The 18,282-nt window shown below is 38.9% G+C and carries 13 protein-coding genes and 1 tRNA gene; 9 read left to right on the top strand and 5 right to left on the bottom strand.

The window, feature by feature from the left end; genetic code table 11:
• Positions 1 to 13 precede the first annotated feature (13 nt).
• The 3 genes from SJY44_RS00420 to SJY44_RS00410 are packed head-to-tail and all read left to right on the top strand — an operon-like array spanning position 14 to position 2,922.
• Positions 14 to 1,327 (top strand): gluconate:H+ symporter, encoded by a 1,314-nt coding sequence (locus SJY44_RS00420; RefSeq protein WP_396590805.1) that lies wholly within the window; start codon positions 14 to 16, stop codon positions 1,325 to 1,327.
• An 11-nt stretch (positions 1,328 to 1,338) separates the two neighbouring features.
• Positions 1,339 to 1,803 carry a RidA family protein gene (locus SJY44_RS00415; protein ID WP_298929933.1) on the top strand — a complete coding sequence of 155 codons (465 nt, stop codon included), beginning with the start codon at positions 1,339 to 1,341 and terminating at the stop codon, positions 1,801 to 1,803.
• A 48-nt stretch (positions 1,804 to 1,851) separates the two neighbouring features.
• The gene (locus tag SJY44_RS00410) at positions 1,852 to 2,922 is read left to right on the top strand and encodes a dipeptidase (RefSeq protein WP_396590804.1); all 1,071 of its coding nucleotides are present in this window, start codon (positions 1,852 to 1,854) and stop codon (positions 2,920 to 2,922) included.
• Between the two features lie 58 nt (positions 2,923 to 2,980).
• Here SJY44_RS00410 and SJY44_RS00405 read toward each other — a convergent pair.
• From SJY44_RS00405 to dnaE, 4 genes are all read right to left on the bottom strand, one after another.
• Positions 2,981 to 3,054: transfer RNA gene (locus SJY44_RS00405), tRNA-Asp, on the bottom strand.
• 134 nt (positions 3,055 to 3,188) lie between these two features.
• A complete protein-coding gene (locus tag SJY44_RS00400; RefSeq protein ID WP_396590803.1) occupies positions 3,189 to 4,118 on the bottom strand; it encodes a DUF58 domain-containing protein in 930 nt (309 codons plus the stop codon).
• An 83-nt stretch (positions 4,119 to 4,201) separates the two neighbouring features.
• A complete protein-coding gene (trxA, locus tag SJY44_RS00395) occupies positions 4,202 to 4,519 on the bottom strand; it encodes a thioredoxin (RefSeq protein ID WP_109659383.1) in 318 nt (105 codons plus the stop codon).
• Positions 4,520 to 4,624: 105 nt separating this feature from the next.
• Positions 4,625 to 9,010 (bottom strand): DNA polymerase III subunit alpha, encoded by a 4,386-nt coding sequence (dnaE, locus tag SJY44_RS00390; RefSeq protein ID WP_396590802.1) that lies wholly within the window; start codon positions 9,008 to 9,010, stop codon positions 4,625 to 4,627.
• A 256-nt stretch (positions 9,011 to 9,266) separates the two neighbouring features.
• Here dnaE and SJY44_RS00385 point away from each other — a divergent pair, with 256 nt between their 5' ends.
• The 6 genes from SJY44_RS00385 to SJY44_RS00360 all read left to right on the top strand — a co-directional run bounded on the left by SJY44_RS00385 (position 9,267) and on the right by SJY44_RS00360 (position 15,280).
• A complete protein-coding gene (locus SJY44_RS00385; protein WP_396590801.1) occupies positions 9,267 to 9,929 on the top strand; it encodes a 30S ribosomal protein S16 in 663 nt (220 codons plus the stop codon).
• An 11-nt stretch (positions 9,930 to 9,940) separates the two neighbouring features.
• On the top strand, positions 9,941 to 10,468 hold the full coding sequence (gene rimM / locus SJY44_RS00380) for a ribosome maturation factor RimM (protein ID WP_298929861.1): 528 nt from the start codon (positions 9,941 to 9,943) through the stop codon (positions 10,466 to 10,468).
• 55 nt (positions 10,469 to 10,523) lie between these two features.
• Positions 10,524 to 11,954: a sulfatase gene (locus tag SJY44_RS00375; RefSeq protein WP_396590800.1), complete on the top strand. Its 1,431-nt coding sequence runs from the start codon at positions 10,524 to 10,526 to the stop codon at positions 11,952 to 11,954.
• Positions 11,947 to 12,660, top strand: a complete 714-nt coding sequence (locus SJY44_RS00370; protein WP_396590799.1) for a tRNA1(Val) (adenine(37)-N6)-methyltransferase — start codon at positions 11,947 to 11,949, stop codon at positions 12,658 to 12,660. Before SJY44_RS00375 ends, SJY44_RS00370 begins: the two co-directional genes overlap by 8 nt.
• A gap of 56 nt (positions 12,661 to 12,716) precedes the next feature.
• Positions 12,717 to 13,895: an acyl-CoA dehydrogenase family protein gene (locus SJY44_RS00365; protein WP_396590798.1), complete on the top strand. Its 1,179-nt coding sequence runs from the start codon at positions 12,717 to 12,719 to the stop codon at positions 13,893 to 13,895.
• 107 nt (positions 13,896 to 14,002) lie between these two features.
• On the top strand, positions 14,003 to 15,280 hold the full coding sequence (locus SJY44_RS00360; RefSeq protein WP_396590797.1) for an aminotransferase class V-fold PLP-dependent enzyme: 1,278 nt from the start codon (positions 14,003 to 14,005) through the stop codon (positions 15,278 to 15,280).
• A gap of 2 nt (positions 15,281 to 15,282) precedes the next feature.
• Here SJY44_RS00360 and SJY44_RS00355 read toward each other — a convergent pair whose 3' ends face one another.
• Positions 15,283 to 18,282 carry a DNA polymerase III subunit alpha gene (locus tag SJY44_RS00355; protein ID WP_396590796.1) on the bottom strand — a complete coding sequence of 1,000 codons (3,000 nt, stop codon included), beginning with the start codon at positions 18,280 to 18,282 and terminating at the stop codon, positions 15,283 to 15,285.

The raw sequence follows: 18,282 nt of genomic DNA, 5'->3' as shown, positions 1-18,282 counted from the left end.
ATAACCAAAATTTATGCCCATTGTTTTTGTTGTATTAGGAATACTTCTATTATTTCTACTCATTGCAAAATTTAAACTCAACGCTTTTCTTTCCTTTATAATTGTATCCTTATTTGTAGGAATATCCCAAAATATGGACTTGGAAGGTCTTGTTAAATCCATCCAGACGGGCATTGGGAATACGCTTGGTTTTTTGGTGTTGATTTTAGGTCTAGGGGCTATGTTAGGGAAACTGGTGGCGGATAGTGGCGCAGCCCAGCAAATTACCACAAAATTAGTAGAAGCTTTCGGGGTTAAATATGTACAATGGGCAGTAGTCTTAACTGGATTTATTGTTGGTATTCCCATGTTTTATTCTGTTGGCTTTGTAATATTGATTCCTTTGGTATTTACCATTGCAATGTCAACAGGTCTTCCATTATTATATGTTGGGTTACCTATGCTCACATCTTTGTCTGTAACCCATGGATATCTGCCACCGCATCCAGCTCCATCGGCTATTGCTGCAATGTTTAATGCCAGTATCGGGAAAACCATGATTTATGGTATTATTATAGCAATTCCCGCAATTGTAATAGCAGGCCCTCTTTTTGCTCGAACAATAAAAAAAATAGAGGCTAAACCTTTGAAAGAATTTTACAATCCTGTTATCATAAAAGATGAGTATTTACCAAGTGTAGCGGTTAGTATAATGACTGCTTTATTACCTATAATATTAATTGGTCTCTCCATCGCGGTAGATCAATTTATGCAAGAAAGTATCATTAAGACTATTCTTGTCTTCTTGGGGAACCCGGTCATTGCGATGTTAATCTCCGTGTTGGTAGCGATTTATACATTGGGCTTGGCAAGAGGTAAAAAGATGATAGCGGTGATGGATTCTCTATCCAGCTCAGTATCCAGTATCACTATGATTCTGTTGATTATTGCAGGGGCAGGTGCTCTTAAAGAAGTACTGGTAGATAGTGGCGTGAGCGATTACATTGCGGATTTATTAAAAGGATCTAGTGTATCTCCTTTGATTTTAGCTTGGCTGATTGCAACAGCCATACGGGTTTGTGTTGGTTCTGCAACAGTTGCTGGATTGACAGCGGCCGGCATTGTACTTCCATTGGCATCAGGAACAGGTGTAAATACAGAACTTATGGTATTGGCCATTGGCTCGGGAAGTCTAATGTTATCCCATGTGAACGATACTGGTTTTTGGTTGTTCAAAGAATATTTCAACCTAACGGTCAAAGAAACACTATCTACGTGGACGGTAATGGAAACTTTGGTTGGTGTAATTGGGCTATTGGGAGTATTAACACTGAATATGTTTATTTAATTTTTAAAATAATGGATAATTTACCTTCAGAAAGAATAAAAGAATTAGGACTTCAATTTCCGCCTGCTCCTAAACCCCTTGGAGTTTATAAGCCACTGTTGGTAGTGGACAACTTTCTATACATTTCTGGACAAGGCCCCATTAATCTAGATGGTACTTTAATGGTGGGTCGCGCTGGAGATGACCTAAACGAAGATGAAGCTAAATTGGCAGCTCGCCAAGTTGGACTAACCATGTTATCTACCATTCAAACACATTTTGGTAGTTTGGATAAAATAAAACGGGTGGTCAAAGTTTTAGGAATGGTTAATTCTACTCCAAATTTTGGAAGGCAACCCTATGTTGTAAATGGGTTCAGTGAACTTATGGCTGATGTGTTCGGAAAAGAAAACGGCATTGGAGTCAGAAGTGCAGTTGGCATGATGTTGCCAGACAATATTCCCGTTGAAGTAGAGGCTATGTTCCAGTTGCATTAAAGCAACAAAAGAAGGGCTGTTTAATATTTTTACTATAAATACCCAACTATGTTCGTATTCGATGCTCATTTAGATTTGGCCATGAACGCTTTGGAGTGGAACAGGGATTTGACCTGGACTGTTGAAGACATTAGAAAGAGCGAAGCAGGAATGATCGATAAACCCGATAGAGGAAAAAACACGGTCTCCTTGCCGGCAATGCGAAAAGGTAATGTTGGCCTCTGCGTAGCAACACAAATTGCTCGTTACGTAAAAAGAGGAAGTCCATTACCAGGTTGGAACTCACCGCACCAAGCTTGGGCACAAACCCAGGGTCAATTTGCCTGGTACAAGGCTATGGAAGAAATTGGTGAGATGGTGCAAATTACCAATATAAAAGAGTTAAAAACGCATATGGCACTTTGGGAACGTGGTGCTAGTGACTCCAAAAAACCAATTGGATACATACTTAGCTTGGAAGGCGCAGATTCAATTGTTACCATAGACCATCTAGAAAAATCCCATGAAATGGGGTTAAGGGCTATTGGTCCTGCGCATTATGGGCCAGGGACATATGCACATGGCACTGACTCCATCGGAGGAATTGGCACTAAAGGGAAAGAACTTCTCAAAAAAATTGAAGAACTCAATCTTATTTTAGATGCTACCCACCTATGTGATATGAGTTTTTGGGAAACAATGAAGATTTACAATGGGCCGGTTTGGGCAAGCCATAATAATTGTCGAAAATTTGTGAACCACAATAGGCAGTTTTCAGATGAGCAAATCAATGAACTTATTCGTAGAAAAGCGGTCATAGGCATTGCTCTTGATGCATGGATGATGGTTCCAAATTGGATAAGGGGAAAATCTACCCCAAAAGATATGGGGGTTACTTTGAACCAAATGGTAGATAATATTGATCACATATGCCAATTGGCCGGGAATTCGTTGCATGTAGGCATCGGAACCGATCTTGATGGAGCATTTGGCAAAGAACAAACTCCAGATGACCTTAATACTATAGCTGATTTGCAGAAAATTCCTGTTTTACTATCCAAAAGAGGTTATTCAGATGGTGATGTCAAAAATATAATGCACCTCAATTTCATAAAATTCCTTGAGAGAATATGGGATTAGATTTGTGATGAGAATTCTGAAAACAAAAAAGCCTTCAACATTTGTTGAAGGCTTTTTGCGGTCTGGACGGGACTCGAACCCGCGACCCCCTGCGTGACAGGCAGGTATTCTAACCAACTGAACTACCAGACCAATGATTTTATCTAAAATAGACTCTGACGACAGTCAGATTCAAACCTTGTTACTATTGCTTTTTGTGAAGCGAGTGCAAATATACATCCCTGTTTTCGATTCAACAAAAGAATTTTCAAAAATAAAATGAAGAACTACACAAACGTTTGTCGCTCTATCATAAAGGTATTTAGTACTTGTGAAAAATTGGAGCCTATATCTACGCCCACATATTTTATTCTGTATTGCGCACACTTCAATTTTAAGTCTTCTTGATATTGCTTTGCTTTTTCGTTATAAGCTTTTTTAATGTTGTCGGCATATAAATCTATATGTGTTCCTGTTTCTACATCAACAAAACGTTTGGGAGTGTTTTCAAAATCAAAATTAAGTTCATGCTTGTGATCTAATAAATGGAAAAGCACCACCGCATGTTTATTGTATTTTAAATGGCGAAGTGCTTCAAAAAGTTGTGCCTCTTCGGTTTCTGTTTGGAACATATCTGAAAACAGAAAAATAAGACTGCGACGATGTATCTTCTCTGCAATTTGATGTAAATACGTATACGTTTTGGTAGTTTCAGAGGTACTTGTGGTGTTTGAAATCTCATTTAACTTGGAGTACAACATTTGAAAGTGTCGTTCGCTACTTTTTTCAGAGGCATAAAAATGGTATGAATCTGAGTAAATACTCAACCCAACGGCATCGCGTTGTTTTTTCAAAATTTGCATGAGTGCAGCTATGGCCAAAACTCCAAAGCCTACTTTATTCAGATTGGCAAGATCAGGTTGTTTTATTTCAGGATAATACATAGAGGCCGAATTATCCAGAATCATATGGCACCTTAAATTGGTCTCGTCCTCATATCTTTTGGTATATAACCTGTCAGTTTTGGCAAACAGTTTCCAATCAATATGTTTGGTGCTTTCTCCTGCATTGTAAATCTTATGTTCAGCAAATTCAGCAGAAAACCCATGGAACGGGCTTTTATGGATTCCACTGATAAAACCTTCAACAATTTGGTTAGCCAAGAGTTCAAGATTTTGAAAGAGTTGGGCTTTATGAAGTTCTGACCTAATATCCATACAAAGATTGATGGCTCAATATAAAACAAAAAAGGTTTGGCATGTGCCAAACCTTTTTTAAAACTTGTAATTATTTATAAAGCTTACAGTGCAGCTTCTATTGCGTCTGTATATACTTTCTTGGGAGATACCCCAACTTGACGATTAACAATCTCTCCATCCTTAAAAACAAGAACCGTGGGAATGTTACGAACACCATATTTAGCTGCAAACTGTTGATTGGCATCTACATCCACTTTTCCAACAACTGCCTTGCCTTCATATTCAGAACTTACCTCATCTATGATAGGTCCTACCATTCTACAAGGACCGCACCATGCTGCCCAAAAATCTACAACGACGGGCTTGTCGCTTTTAAGTACTACTTCATCAAAAGTTGCATCTGTTATTTCTAGTGCCATTTTATTTATTTTAATATTCGCAAATTTAGTCAAATATTGACCACTTTCCTTACTGGCTTTATATTCGTTTTAATTATCGTGCTATCAACATTAATTATTGTGCAATCAGTTCAATTTGTAATGTATCTCATTCTCTTCCAATGCAGAAAGGAGTTCACTGTTGATTTTTACCTTTTGTTTTCTACTAGAAAGATTAAGCTTTATTTCATCTTGCATTTCATAAACTACAAAATTGAGGATATGATCTCCTTTATGTGATGTTAAGGTATCCTTTAAGATTTGTATTCGGTTTTCCTGAAGGCGGTCTATATCCAGTTTAATGGTAAGTTTTTTGGCATAGGAGTCCATGACATCCTGTAGCTGTTTAAAATCATTGAACTGTAATCTAGGGTCTCCTTTTTTACCGGTTTCCCTATTTACCCACCCTTCACGGACATACGTTTTTACATGAACAAAGGAATTGATCATTAAAAAATGCCTGAACTTTAGGTATTCTTCCCCAAAAATTCGGAATTCATGGGTATCTGTATAATCTTCGAGGGTGAAAAGGCCCCAGCCCTTTCCGTTTTTGGAAATACGATGCTGCACATCAGTAATTACTCCTGCTACTGTCAATTCATGATTGACATAGTGGTCTAAATTGGAAAACGCTGAAACACTACTATTGCAAAATGCGGTAATCTCTTTTTTGAAATCATCCAAAGGATGTCCAGAAATATAAATGCCTACTACTTCCTTTTCTCGACGTAGTTTTTCCATAGTACCCCAATCTTCACATGGAGGAACAATAGGTTCTGCAATTTGCGCTTCGCTCATTCCTCCGAACATATCCATTTGCGAAGAGTTTTTATTTTCCTGATATTTTGATGCCGATTTTATTACTTTTTCTAGAAAAGATATTCCATCTCCTTCATCATGAAAGTATTGCGACCTATGAGTATCCCCAAAAGAATCGAATCCCCCAGCTAGAGCAAGATTTTCAAAAGATTTTTTATTGGCGGCACGAAGCTCGACACGTTTGGCCAAATCAAAAACTGATTTGTAAGGTCCATCTTCTTTCCTGTTTTTCACAATGGTCTCTACAGCTGAACGTCCAACTCCTTTAATAGCTCCCATTCCAAAACGAACCGCATTGCTCTGGTTTACCGCAAATTTGTAGTAGGATTCGTTTACATCAGGACCAAGCACTTCCAATCCCATGCGTTTACATTCTTCCATAAAGAAAGTAACCTGCTTAATATCGTTCATGTTATTGGATAATACCGCTGCCATGTATTCAGCTGGGTAGTGAGCTTTTAGGTAAGCCGTTTGGTATGCGATAAAAGCATAGCATGTGGAGTGACTTTTATTAAAAGCATAAGATGCGAAGGCTTCCCAGTCTTTCCAGATCTTTTCCAGCACATCCCTTGGGTGACCATTCTTTTCACCACCATCCAGAAACTGTGGCTTCAATTTTTGAAGTAGGGCAAATATCTTTTTACCCATTGCTTTTCGTAAAACATCCGCATCACCTTTGGAGAAGCTGGCAAGTTTTTGAGAAAGAAGCATCACCTGCTCTTGGTAAACCGTAATTCCGTAAGTTTCTTTAAGGTATTCCTCCATGTCTGGAAGGTCATAGGTAATCTCTTCATCCCTATGCTTACGAGCAATAAAACTAGGAATGTATTCCATTGGTCCAGGTCGGTACAAGGCATTCATGGCAATAAGGTCATCAAAAACCGAAGGTTTTAGGTTTTTCATGTGCTTTTGCATTCCAGGGGATTCATATTGGAAAATCCCCACCGTATCCCCACGTTGGAACAATTCATATGTTTTTTCATCATCCAAAGGGAAATCATCAGGAACCAATTCTACTCCAGTCCTGGCTTTTACAATCTTTACCGTATCCTTGATAAGTGTCAAGGTCTTCAATCCCAAAAAATCCATTTTTAGAAGACCGGCACTCTCTACTACGGAGTTATCAAATTGGGTTACATATAAGTCTGAATCCTTTGCTGTTGCTACAGGAACAAAATTGGTAATATCATCTGGGGTAATAATAACGCCACAAGCATGGATGCCAGTATTACGAAGTGAACCCTCCAGGACGCGAGCCATTTTAACCGTTTGCCCTTCTAAATCATCACCTTCTGAAATATTTAATAGCTCATGCACTTTTTCCAAGTCGTCAGAACGGAACTTTTTCTTTAGTTCAGATTCTTCAACCCCAAAAATTTTGTTCAATTTGGACATGTTGGGGATAAGCTTTGCAATACGATCTGCATCGTTTAGGGGTAAATCCAGAACCCGTGCTGTATCTCTAATAGAAGACTTAGCGGCCATGGTGCCGTAAGTAATAATTTGTGCAACCTGATTGGCACCGTATTTATTGATAACATAGTCCATGACTCTGCCTCGACCTTCATCATCAAAATCAATATCAATATCGGGCATGGATACCCTGTCTGGATTTAGGAAACGCTCAAAAAGAAGATCATACTTTAATGGGTCAATGTTGGTGATCCATAAACAATAGGCAACCACGGAACCTGCTGCAGAGCCCCGACCAGGCCCAACGGACACGTCCATATTTCGTGCTTCCCTAATAAAATCTTCAACTATCAAAAAATATCCAGGATATCCAGAATTTTCTATGGTTTTTAGTTCGAAATCAATTCGCTCTTTGATTTCATCGGTGATTTTATCGTATCGTTTTTCGGCACCTAGGTAGGTAATATGTTTTAGATAAGCATTTTCTCCTCGTTTCCCTCCATCAGTTTCGTCTGTCGCTACTTTGAATTCGTTCGGAATATCAAATTTTGGAAGCAAAACATCTCGGGCCAAATCAAATGGTTCAATTTTATCCACAATCTCTTGCACATTCAAGATGGCTTCTGGAACATCTTTAAATAAGGTCTTCATTTCATCTGAAGACTTAAAATAATATTCCTGATTGGCCATTCCATAACGATACCCACGACCTCTGCCTATGGGCGTAGCCTGTTTTTCGCCATCTTTTACACAAAGTAAAATATCATGTGCATCGGCGTCTTTTTTGTCGCAGTAATAAGTATTATTGGTAGCCACCAATTTTACTTGATATTTTTTAGCCAATGGAATCAGAACTTGGTTTACACGATCTTCATCTTCTTGACCGTGACGCATGATTTCCACATACAGGTCGTCTCCAAACTGTTCTTTCCACCAGAGTAATGCTTCTTCGGCTTGCTTTTCGCCAACATTTAATATTTTGTTGGGCACTTCTCCGTAAAGGTTGCCAGTAAGCACAATTATATCCTCTTTGTACTGTTCAACTATTTTTTTGTCGATTCTTGGCACGTAATAAAACCCATCTGTATAAGCAATGGAAGACATTTTGGCCAAGTTATGGTAGCCATTTTTGTTTTTGGCCAGTAATACTATTTGATAGCCATAATCTTTTACGTTTTTATTGGTGTGGTCCTCGCAAACATAAAATTCGCAGCCAAGAATGGGGGTGATTTCCTTTTCTATTGGAGTTTCACCGTTTTCGACTAATTCGGCATTCTTTTCTTTTGCAGCCTTGTTATGGGCTTTTACCTCTTTTACAAAATGAAAGGCGCCCATCATATTTGCATGATCGGTCAAGGCAACTGCTGACATTCCGTTTTGTGCTGTTGACTTGACTAAGTCTTTAATATTTATGGTGGATTGAAGTACCGAAAACTGGGAATGATTGTGCAGATGTGCAAAAGATGCATTCGCTAGACTTTCAACATTCTCGTTGATCTCAGCTTCTGAAATTTCTCCAGTGTCTTCGGCCCATAGTTCATCCGCTATAGCCTTAGATGCTTTTTTAAGGTTGATGTGCTTTAGTCCAATAAGAGGAACGACTTGTGGATTGGTTTCGGAGAAATGTTCAAAATAGTCAGGCTGTACATCTAGTTCTTGTATAGAAAAATGCTTTTTACGGACCAGTTCTAAAAAACACCTTGTAGTAGCCTCCACATCTGCAGTTGCATTATGCGCTTCTGCAAAAGGTTCGCCAAAAAGGTATTCATGAAGTTCTGTAAGTGTAGGTAATTTGAATTTACCGCCACGCCCACCTGGAATTCTGCAGAGCTCCGCTGTAGCTTCGGTACAAGTATCTAAAACAGGAAGTGTGGTCAGAGAGTTTTCAACACCCATACGATGGAATTCACAGCCCATGATATTAATATCGAAATCCACATTTTGACCAACTACAAATTTTGTTTTGGAAAGTGCTTCATTGAAAAGCCCCAAAGCTTCACTTAAAGGCACTCCGTCTTGTTCAGCCAAAGCTGTAGAAATACCATGAATTTGTTCTGCTTCATAGGGGATGTTGAATCCATCTGGCTGAATCAACATATCTTGATGCTCTACCAAATTACCCCATTCATCATGCAATTGCCATGCAATCTGGATACAACGGGGCCAATTATCAGTATCTGTAATTGGTGCGTTCCATCGCTTGGGTAAGCCTGTGGTTTCAGTATCAAAGATTAAATACATAGTATAAGATTCTATTCGTTTTGCCAGCTATCCTGAGCCTGTCGAAGAAGCAGTCGAAAACTAAATTAAAAGCAATGAATAAAAATAAGGAAGAAGACAGATTACAGGAAAAAGAGTTGTGAAGATTTATCAACCAATAAAAAACACAAAACATATTGACTGTTAAAGGATTTGGATTATATTTGCACCCGCTTAACTAGAAAGCGATTAAAAAGAATTAATAATCAGGGTCGGGCACCCTACAAATTAATGTGATATGCCAGTAAAGATTAGACTACAAAGACACGGTAAAAAAGGTAAACCATTCTATTGGGTGGTTGCAGCAGATTCTAGATCAAAAAGAGACGGTAAATATTTGGAAAAATTGGGAACTTATAATCCTAATACGAACCCTGCTACCATCAATTTAGATGTTGATGGATCTGTAAAATGGTTGAGCAATGGAGCACAGCCTACAGATACGGCTAGAGCAATTCTGTCTTATAAAGGTGTTATGATGAAGCATCACTTATTAGGTGGTGTGCGTAAAGGAGCATTTACCGAAGAGCAAGCAGAAGAGAAATTCAAAGCTTGGGTTGAAGAAAAAGAAAAAGCTGTAGCTGCTAAAGTTGGTGGTTTGGATAAAGCAAAAGCTGACGCTAAGGCCAAAGCATTGGAAGCTGAAAAAGAAGTTAGTGATAAAAGAGCTGCTGCAGCATTACCAGAAGTAGAAGAAGAAGTTGTTGAAGAAAGTGCTCCTGTTGTTGAGGTAGCTGAGGCAGTTGCAGAAGAAGCTCCAGCACAAGAAGAAGTTGCTGCTGAGCCTGAAGCTAAAGTGGAAGAAGCAGAACCGGCTAAAGAAGTTGCTGCAGAACCAGAAGCTAAAGCTGAGGAAGCTGCTCCTGCAGAAGAAGCTGAAGCAAGCAAGGAAGAAGAGTAAACATTCAGACTATGCGTAAGGAAGATTGTTTCTACCTGGGCAAAGTCGTTTCAAAATATAGTTTTAAGGGTGAATTATTGGTAAAATTAGATACCGATGAGCCCGATATCTACGAAAACATGGAATCAGTATTTGTTTCAATTGGGAACAATCTGATTCCATTTTTTATTGACCGCTGTCGGTTACATAAATCAGCTTTGCTCCGTATTGATTTTGAAGAGGTGAAAGATGAGCCCACAGCCGATAAAATGATTGGGGCAGAATTGTATCTTCCTTTAGACATGCTTCCACCTTTATCCGGAGACAAGTTTTATTTTCACGAAGTAATTGGATTTACCTTGATGGATGAAGTCCATGGAAATATTGGAATCATCAAAGCAGTAAATGATAGTGCTTCACAAGAGCTTTTTGAAGCGGAGAAAGATGGCAAAGAATTACTCATTCCCATTACTGATGATATTATCACCAAGGTGGATCGCCAGAACAAACAGATTCATGTAAAGACACCAGAAGGGCTGGTGGATCTCTATCTATCTTAAAACTAAAATGTAGTGATTTAACACTATATTTAAGCCCATCTTTCATCTTCAAATTATGTTTCGCTATTGTTTTATTGTCTTTGTTTTTTGTCTTGTTTCTTGTGGAAATAAACAGGAGGAAACCAAAAAACCTGAAGGTCCACCAAACGTTGTGCTAATTTTCACCGATGATCAAGGATATCAGGATGTAGGTGTTTTTGGTTCACCTGATATAGAAACTCCCCATTTGGATCAAATGGCTGCTGAAGGCGTCAAATTGACCAGTTACTATTCCGCGCAAGCAGTATGTTCCGCTTCAAGGGCTGGTATATTAACAGGTTGTTACCCAAATCGTATAGGTATTCATAATGCTTTAGGACCAGACAATACTCATGGAATAAACGCGACAGAGACCACTCTTGCGGAGATGCTAAAAGAAAAGGGATATGCTACCGCTATCTATGGAAAGTGGCACCTAGGACATCATCAAAAGTTTTTGCCCACCAGACACGGGTTTGATGAATGGTTTGGCATTCCCTATTCCAATGATATGTGGCCCTATCACCCACAACAAGGGCCAATTTTTAACTTTCCGGACCTGCCGTTGTATGAAAATGAAACTGTAATTGACACTTTAACGGAGCAGTCACAATTGACCACTCAAATAACGGAGCGTAGTGTGGATTTTATCAAAAGAAATAAGGATAATCCTTTCTTCTTATATGTGCCGCATCCACAACCCCATGTTCCCTTGTTTGTTTCTGATAAGTTTAAAGGGAAGTCAAAAAGAGGATTGTACGGGGATGTGATTATGGAAATTGATTGGTCTGTAGGGCAGATTTTGAAAACCCTTAAGGATAATGGCCTTGAAGAAAACACTATTGTTATTTTTACTTCGGATAATGGTCCCTGGTTATCCTACGGAAATCATGCTGGAAGTGCTGAGCCATTTCGTGAAGGAAAAGGAACAGCATGGGAAGGTGGTCAGCGCGAACCATTCATTATAAAATATCCAAAAAAATTAAAGCCAGCAAAAGTTGTTGATGTGCCTGTAATGGCCATCGATATTCTACCCACTATTGCTGAGCTTGTTGGGGCTAAATTACCTCAGAAAATAATAGATGGTAAGAACGCCTGGAGTGTTTTGTCTGGAGAAAGTGAAGAACCTGTCCAGGAAGCCTATTTCTTTTATTATCGAGTGAACGAAATGTTTGGAGTACGCTATGGAAAATGGAAACTGTACTTTCCGCATCGTTATCGTACTATGGACGGTCAAGAACCGGGAAAGGATGGATTGCCGGGTGAATATAGGATGATTGACATGGAAGAAATTGAGCTATACGATGTGGTAAATGATATTAGTGAAACTAAAAATGTTGCATCTGAAAACCCTGAAGTAGTTTCTAAAATCAAGTATTTGGCCAATAATATGAGATCAAGACTTGGAGATTCTTTATATGAGTTGGAAGGGTCCGAAACTAGAGAGCCTGGTAGAATAGATGAGTAGCCCATTTAAGTTTAAGCAGTTTGAGGTTCACCAAGATCGCTGTGCGATGAAAATTGGCACTGACGGAGTATTACTGGGGGCTTGGGCATCTTTGGAATCCCAACCTGATTCTATTTTGGATATTGGAGCGGGAACTGGCTTAATTGCGTTGCAAATGGCTCAGCGGTCCACTGCAGAAACCATTGATGCTATTGAGTTGGATGAAAGTGCTTATGAACAGTGCGTGGAAAATTTTGAAGCATCGCCTTGGGCAGATAGACTATTTTGCTATCATGCAGGACTGGATGAATTCATGGATGAGATAGAAGATAGTTATGATTTAATAGTTTCAAACCCACCATTTTATTCAGAAGAAGTTACAAGCGGGGATGCTTCTAGAGACAAAGCGCGCCAGAATATTTCCTTGCCTTTCAATGAACTTTTGGAAGGAGTATCAAAACTACTTTCTGAAAATGGGCTTTTCTCAGTAATCATTCCTTTTAAAGAAGAAATCCAATTTGTTGGTTTAGCGAAAGAGTTTGGACTTCATTTGCAAAGAATAACCAGAGTAAAAGGAAATCCCAATACAGATTTTATAAGGAGCATGCTGGAATTTTGTTTTTTAGAAACTAAGCCTGAAATAGATGAATTGACCATTGAATTGGAACGTCAACAATACACAAAGGATTATATTAGTTTAACGAAAGCATTCTATTTAAAAATGTAACAATTTGGATGTGAATTGTTATATTTCATTATTACCTTTGATTAAAATTTTCTTGAATGAAGCCAGATTTATTTGAAGCCCCTGATTACTACAATCTTGACGATTTACTTTCTGAAGAACATAAATTGGTACGTGATGCCGCCCGTCAATGGGTGAAGCGTGATGTTTCACCAATTATAGAAGAATATGCCCAAAAAGCTGAATTTCCCAAAGAAATTATTGGAGGATTGGCAGAGATTGGAGCCTTCGGACCATACATTCCTGAAGAATATGGTGGGGCAGGCTTGGATCAAATAAGCTACGGGTTGATCATGCAAGAAATTGAAAGGGGGGATAGTGGAGTTCGTTCAACGGCTTCTGTCCAGTCTTCTTTGGTGATGTACCCAATTTTTGCATACGGATCAGAAGAACAACGAAAAAAATATTTACCAAAATTAGCAACAGGGGAATGGATGGGTTGTTTTGGACTAACAGAACCCAATCATGGTTCCAATCCTAGTGGTATGGAAACCAAGTATAAAGATATGGGTGACCATTTTCTATTAAATGGTGCTAAGCTTTGGATTTCCAATTCACCATTTGCGGACATTGCCGTGGTTTGGGCTAAAAATGAAGAAGGAAGAATACATGGACTTATTGTGGAGCGTGGCATGGAAGGTTTCTCTACTCCAGAAACGCATAATAAATGGTCTTTAAGAGCTTCGGCCACTGGTGAGCTCATTTTTGATAATGTGAAAGTGCCTAAAGAGAATCTTTTGACAGGTAAAAGTGGATTGGGCGCTCCATTGGGCTGCTTGGATTCTGCTCGTTATGGTATTGCTTGGGGAGCAATCGGTGCTGCCATGGATTGTTATGATACTGCACTTAGGTATGCCAAAGAGCGTATTCAGTTTGGAAAACCCATTGCTGCTACACAGTTGCAACAAAAGAAATTGGCCGAGATGATTACGGAAATCACCAAGGCTCAATTATTAGCGTTCAGATTGGGACAGCTTAAAAACGAAGGTCGAGCAACTACTGCGCAAATATCTATGGCCAAGCGTAACAATGTGGATATGGCAATCAAGATTGCACGAGAAGCAAGACAAGTTTTAGGTGGAATGGGTATTACCGGTGAGTATAGCATCATGCGTCATATGATGAACCTGGAGAGTGTAATCACTTATGAGGGAACACATGATATCCACTTATTGATTACGGGTGCGGATATTACAGGACTTCCTGCTTTCAAATAGATTAGGTAGGTTCATTTCATTTTAGGAATAAAGGACAAGGTGAAATCCTTATATTAGATTGGTGCGATTATGCCAATGGTAACTTTATTGCTGTAAAACAAAGTGGAATGGATTATAAAACCCGAAGAACTTTTTTAAAACGTCTTGGTCAAGGAGCAATAGGTTCCTTTGCGTTGCCAGTATTTGGTAATTCTTTGACTAATCATTGGAAAGCAGAAGGACTTTTTGAAGGCGATTATACATCAGAAGCGTATTGGGAGTTGGTTAAATCCCAATTTAATATGGCGGATGGACTTCGCTACTTCAACAATGCTTCCTTAGGTGCTTCTTCAACTTCTATACGCCAAGCCACATTAGGGTTTAGGGATTTATTGGATGGGTTTCCTTCCAAATATATGTGGGGCGGATGGCAAAAGGAAAAAGAAAAAGTTCGAGAAAGCATTGCCAACCTTTTTTCGGTGGATGCAGAGGAAATTGCATTGATTCATAATACCACTGAAGGAATGAATCTTATAGCACGGAGTTTTGACCTGCAGCCAGGGGATGAGATTATTTTGGCCGACCATGAACATCCAAGTGGGTCAATTCCTTGGGAAGTCTGGCAGGAAACCAAAGGCATACGATTGGTTCGTCCAGAATTGCCGGTTCTCCCTAAAAGTGTTTCAGAATTGACAGAAGTTTATAAAAAGGCAATATCACCAAAGACCAAAATAATCTCCATGTGCCATATGGTGAATACCAATGGTATGTTGTTACCAGTTCAAGAAATTTCCAAAATAGCTCATGAAAAAGGGATTTTAGTAGCTGTGGATGGTGCGCAATCAGCTGGGATGTTTAAAATAGATTTGCATGAATTGGGCTGTGATTTTTATTCGGCCAGCTCCCATAAATGGTTGTTTTCTCCTAAAGGTGTAGGAGTGTTTTATGCCAAAAAAGAAAGCCAACATCATTTAAAACCTTTAATGGTCGCCCGTGGACATACAGATGAAAGTATTCGTCGATTGGAGAATTACAATACCCGCAATCTGCCAGAAGTTTTAGGGCTAGGTGCCTCTGTTGATTTTCATAATACGATAGGTGCTGAAGTAATACATAGACGGAGCTATGAACTTAAGACCTATTTTCGGTCTAAGATTGAGGGGAATGATCATTTTACCATAAAAAGTCCAGCGCTAGATGACCTTTCTAGTGCTATTCAGGTGGTAGAGGTAAATGGAAAGGACGTTAAGGATATCAAAGAAAAGCTTTGGGAGAATTATGGTATTGATTGCAGGCCCATGACAAGTCATGGCTTAAATGCGCTACGTCTTTCCTTTGCTATTTATATTACCAAAAAGGACATTGATTATTTGGTGAATGCGTTACAAGAACTTGCGACGGCATAGTCTTAAGATTTACTCTTTAGTAATTTCTTACTTGTTTTCATATCCGCATAACGAGGATCAGATATATAGTCTTGCTTTTGCATTTTAATGACTTCAATGCTCAAAAAACCAAATTCTTCTACCACTTTGCCATAAAACCTATAGATACCTTTACCTCTAAAATGATATTTAGCAGCAACTGGAGGGAAAAGTACTGTGTCAAACACTTCGCCATGTTGGTCTACCATGGTCGCGAAATGCATGTGCTTGCCATTATGGGTGCTGGTATTCTTCACTGTTATCAGATAACCATAGATGTCGATATGTTTGTTTAGGTAGCGTTTTAAATTCTGTTGTCCGTTGGAATTTTTTAGAGGTTCTGCCAATAACTCAAAAGGACTGCATAGACTAAACCCTAACAGTTCCAGTTGTTCAAAGGCGGTTTCAAGATTTGTGGTATGCAGTTTAGGAATTTGGAATTTTTGATGGCGAGGTGGAAAAAGCTTGGGGTGCTCCAAACGATCATTTTTGGATAACATTAAATGTGCTTTCCAAAGCAGTTCATGTTTGTTGATTTTGGTAAACCTAAAGGCGTCAATGCGGATAAGGATTGACAATTGCTCTACAGAAATAGTCACTCTATCCAGAAAGTCTTCTAAAGAAACAAAGTTGCCATGTAGAATTCTCTCTTTTAAAATTCGTTCTACTACCCTACTTTCTAAATCTCGTAGATACATCATTCCGAGATAAATATGTTTCTTATAGATTCGATTGGATACATCGCTGTTATTTATACAAGGCGAGTGGATTGTTGCGCCCATCATACGGGCATCATGAATATAAAATTCGGAGCGGTAGAAGCCGCCTCCATTATTGAGTACGGCAACCATATATTCCAAAGGAAAGTATGCTCTTAAGAACAAGCTTTGGTAACTCTCTACAGCATAAGAGGCGGAATGCCCCTTGGCAAAGGCATAGCCTGCAAAACTGGCTACTTGATTCCAAATTTCAAAAATGAGAGTGTCATCATAACCTTTTTTTCTGCAATTTGATATGAACTTGTCCTTGACTTTTTGAAATTCTTCACGCGAACGGAATTTACCGCTCATTCCTCTACGGAGTACGTCTGCTTCTCCTAAATCCAAATCAGCAAAATGATGGGCTACTTTAATCACATCTTCTTGGTAGACCATTACACCATAGGTGTCAGGCATAATGTCCAACATTACAGGATGTGCTTTTTCCTCGGCTCTTCCTTTGTTTCGATGGCGTAATATATATTCTCGCATCATGCCACTCTTGGCCACTCCTGGTCTAATGATTGAACTTGCTGCCACGAGCCCCAAATAGTTATCAACCTCCAGTTTTCTTAAAAGCATTCGCATAGCGGGAGATTCCACATAAAAACATCCCATACATTGCGCTGTCTTAATAAGGTTATTTATAGTAACATCTGTCTTAAAACCTTTAATGTCATGGATGTCTATTTCCTTATGCTTTTCTGGCTGATTGTAAGAAATAATTTCCAAAGCTTCTTTTATCTTTCCCAATCCGCGTTGTCCCAAAATATCAAACTTATAAAGACCCACATCTTCTGCGATGACCATATCATATTGCGTAGTAGGAAATCCTTTTGGAGGCAAATTAGTGGCAGAAAACCAATGCAATGGTTTTTCGCTGATCAATATTCCTCCAGCATGAATGCTTAGATAGTTGGGCTTTCCCTTTAACAAGGCACCATATTTAAGAACAAGCCTGGAAATATCATCCAATTGTGAAAGAGTATACCTGCCGGTGGATAGGAAATCGATTTCTTGTGCGGGAAGCCCAAAAACTTTACCCAATTCCCTAATTACCCCTCGTTCTTTAAAGGTGACATAAGTTCCTAAAAGCGCTACATGATCAAAACGCTCAAAAATGTACTGGGTCATGGCCGGTCTGTCTCTCCAAGAAAAATCTATATCAAAATCGGGAGGGTTGGCTCTGTATAGATTAATAAATCGTTCAAAATAAAGGTCAAGTTCCATAGGGTCTACATCAGTGATTCTAAGTAGGTAGGCTACAATACTATTGGCACCACTTCCTCGTCCCACATAATAAAAACCCCTTCGGTTCGCCTCGGAAACAATGTCCCAATTGATTAAGAAATAAGAAACGAACCCCATTTTCTTAATGAGCTTTAATTCTTTGTTCAATCGGTTTTTGATAGAATTCTCAATTACCTTATATCGATACGGAAGTCCTTCATGGCATAGTTTTTCAATGAGGTTTTCATCTTCTTCCACACTACCTGTATAGCTTTGGAGGTTTTGGGGTTTTCGTCCTTTTGAAAAGTCGAAATGAATACTGCATTTCTGGAGAAGTTTTTCAGTGTTCTCCAGAATAAAACTGTATTCTGAAAAAGCAGTTGCCAGGTTTTGTATGGGAAACATTTTCTCATCCTCATTTGCTTCTTGCTCTTTTGGGAGTTTGCTCAGAAGCACATTGTTGTCAATGGCACGTAACAATCGGTGTGCATTAAAATCACTTTTATTTCGGAAAGTAACAGCTTGTTGTACTACTAATTTGTTTTTAAGTTTTATCAATCCAGAGAATGGCAATCTTCTCAAGTCATGGATGGAGATTCCTATAAATTCGTGTTCTAAAAAATCTTGCATGTCATTTAATAATGCCTGCTCAAATGGATAGATAACAAATGCATCCTTGAATCTTGGGGCTCGTTGAGGAATTTTAAGTTCTTCATGAATATGCTGGGATAAAAAATTGTTTAGTTCTAAGTAGCCTTCATTGTTCTTTGCAATTCCTATAAAGCAAGGCCGAACGTCATTTCTAAAATCAATTCCTAAAATGGGTCTAACCCCATATTCTGTAGCTTTTCTCACAAAATTGAGACAAGCAGAGGTGTTGTTGATATCTGTTAACACCAATTGAGTTATCTGGTTTTGTTGAGCGAGTTCTAATAACTCCAGCTCGGAAAATGTTCCATAGCGCATGCTAAAATAGGTATGGCAGTTGAGGTACAT

The organism is Allomuricauda sp. R78024, from assembly GCF_044596045.1.
Classification (GTDB): Bacteria; Bacteroidota; Bacteroidia; order Flavobacteriales; family Flavobacteriaceae; genus Flagellimonas.
The sequence above is the reverse complement of the archived record's forward strand: the minus strand, read 5'-3'. Positions and strand labels throughout refer to the sequence as shown.

Coding starts and splice junctions, on each gene's coding strand:
- SJY44_RS00370 (WP_396590799.1), top strand. CDS start 11,947: ATGAGTAGCCCATTTAAGTTTAAGCAGTTTGAGGTTCACCAAGATCGC.
- SJY44_RS00400 (WP_396590803.1), bottom strand. CDS start 4,118: ATGGATATTAGGTCAGAACTTCATAAAGCCCAACTCTTTCAAAATCTT.
- SJY44_RS00360 (WP_396590797.1), top strand. CDS start 14,003: ATGGATTATAAAACCCGAAGAACTTTTTTAAAACGTCTTGGTCAAGGA.
- SJY44_RS00415 (WP_298929933.1), top strand. CDS start 1,339: ATGGATAATTTACCTTCAGAAAGAATAAAAGAATTAGGACTTCAATTT.
- SJY44_RS00420 (WP_396590805.1), top strand. CDS start 14: ATGCCCATTGTTTTTGTTGTATTAGGAATACTTCTATTATTTCTACTC.
- SJY44_RS00375 (WP_396590800.1), top strand. CDS start 10,524: ATGTTTCGCTATTGTTTTATTGTCTTTGTTTTTTGTCTTGTTTCTTGT.
- rimM (WP_298929861.1), top strand. CDS start 9,941: ATGCGTAAGGAAGATTGTTTCTACCTGGGCAAAGTCGTTTCAAAATAT.
- SJY44_RS00385 (WP_396590801.1), top strand. CDS start 9,267: ATGCCAGTAAAGATTAGACTACAAAGACACGGTAAAAAAGGTAAACCA.
- dnaE (WP_396590802.1), bottom strand. CDS start 9,010: ATGTATTTAATCTTTGATACTGAAACCACAGGCTTACCCAAGCGATGG.
- SJY44_RS00410 (WP_396590804.1), top strand. CDS start 1,852: ATGTTCGTATTCGATGCTCATTTAGATTTGGCCATGAACGCTTTGGAG.
- SJY44_RS00355 (WP_396590796.1), bottom strand. CDS start 18,282: ATGTACCTCAACTGCCATACCTATTTTAGCATGCGCTATGGAACATTT.
- SJY44_RS00365 (WP_396590798.1), top strand. CDS start 12,717: ATGAAGCCAGATTTATTTGAAGCCCCTGATTACTACAATCTTGACGAT.
- trxA (WP_109659383.1), bottom strand. CDS start 4,519: ATGGCACTAGAAATAACAGATGCAACTTTTGATGAAGTAGTACTTAAA.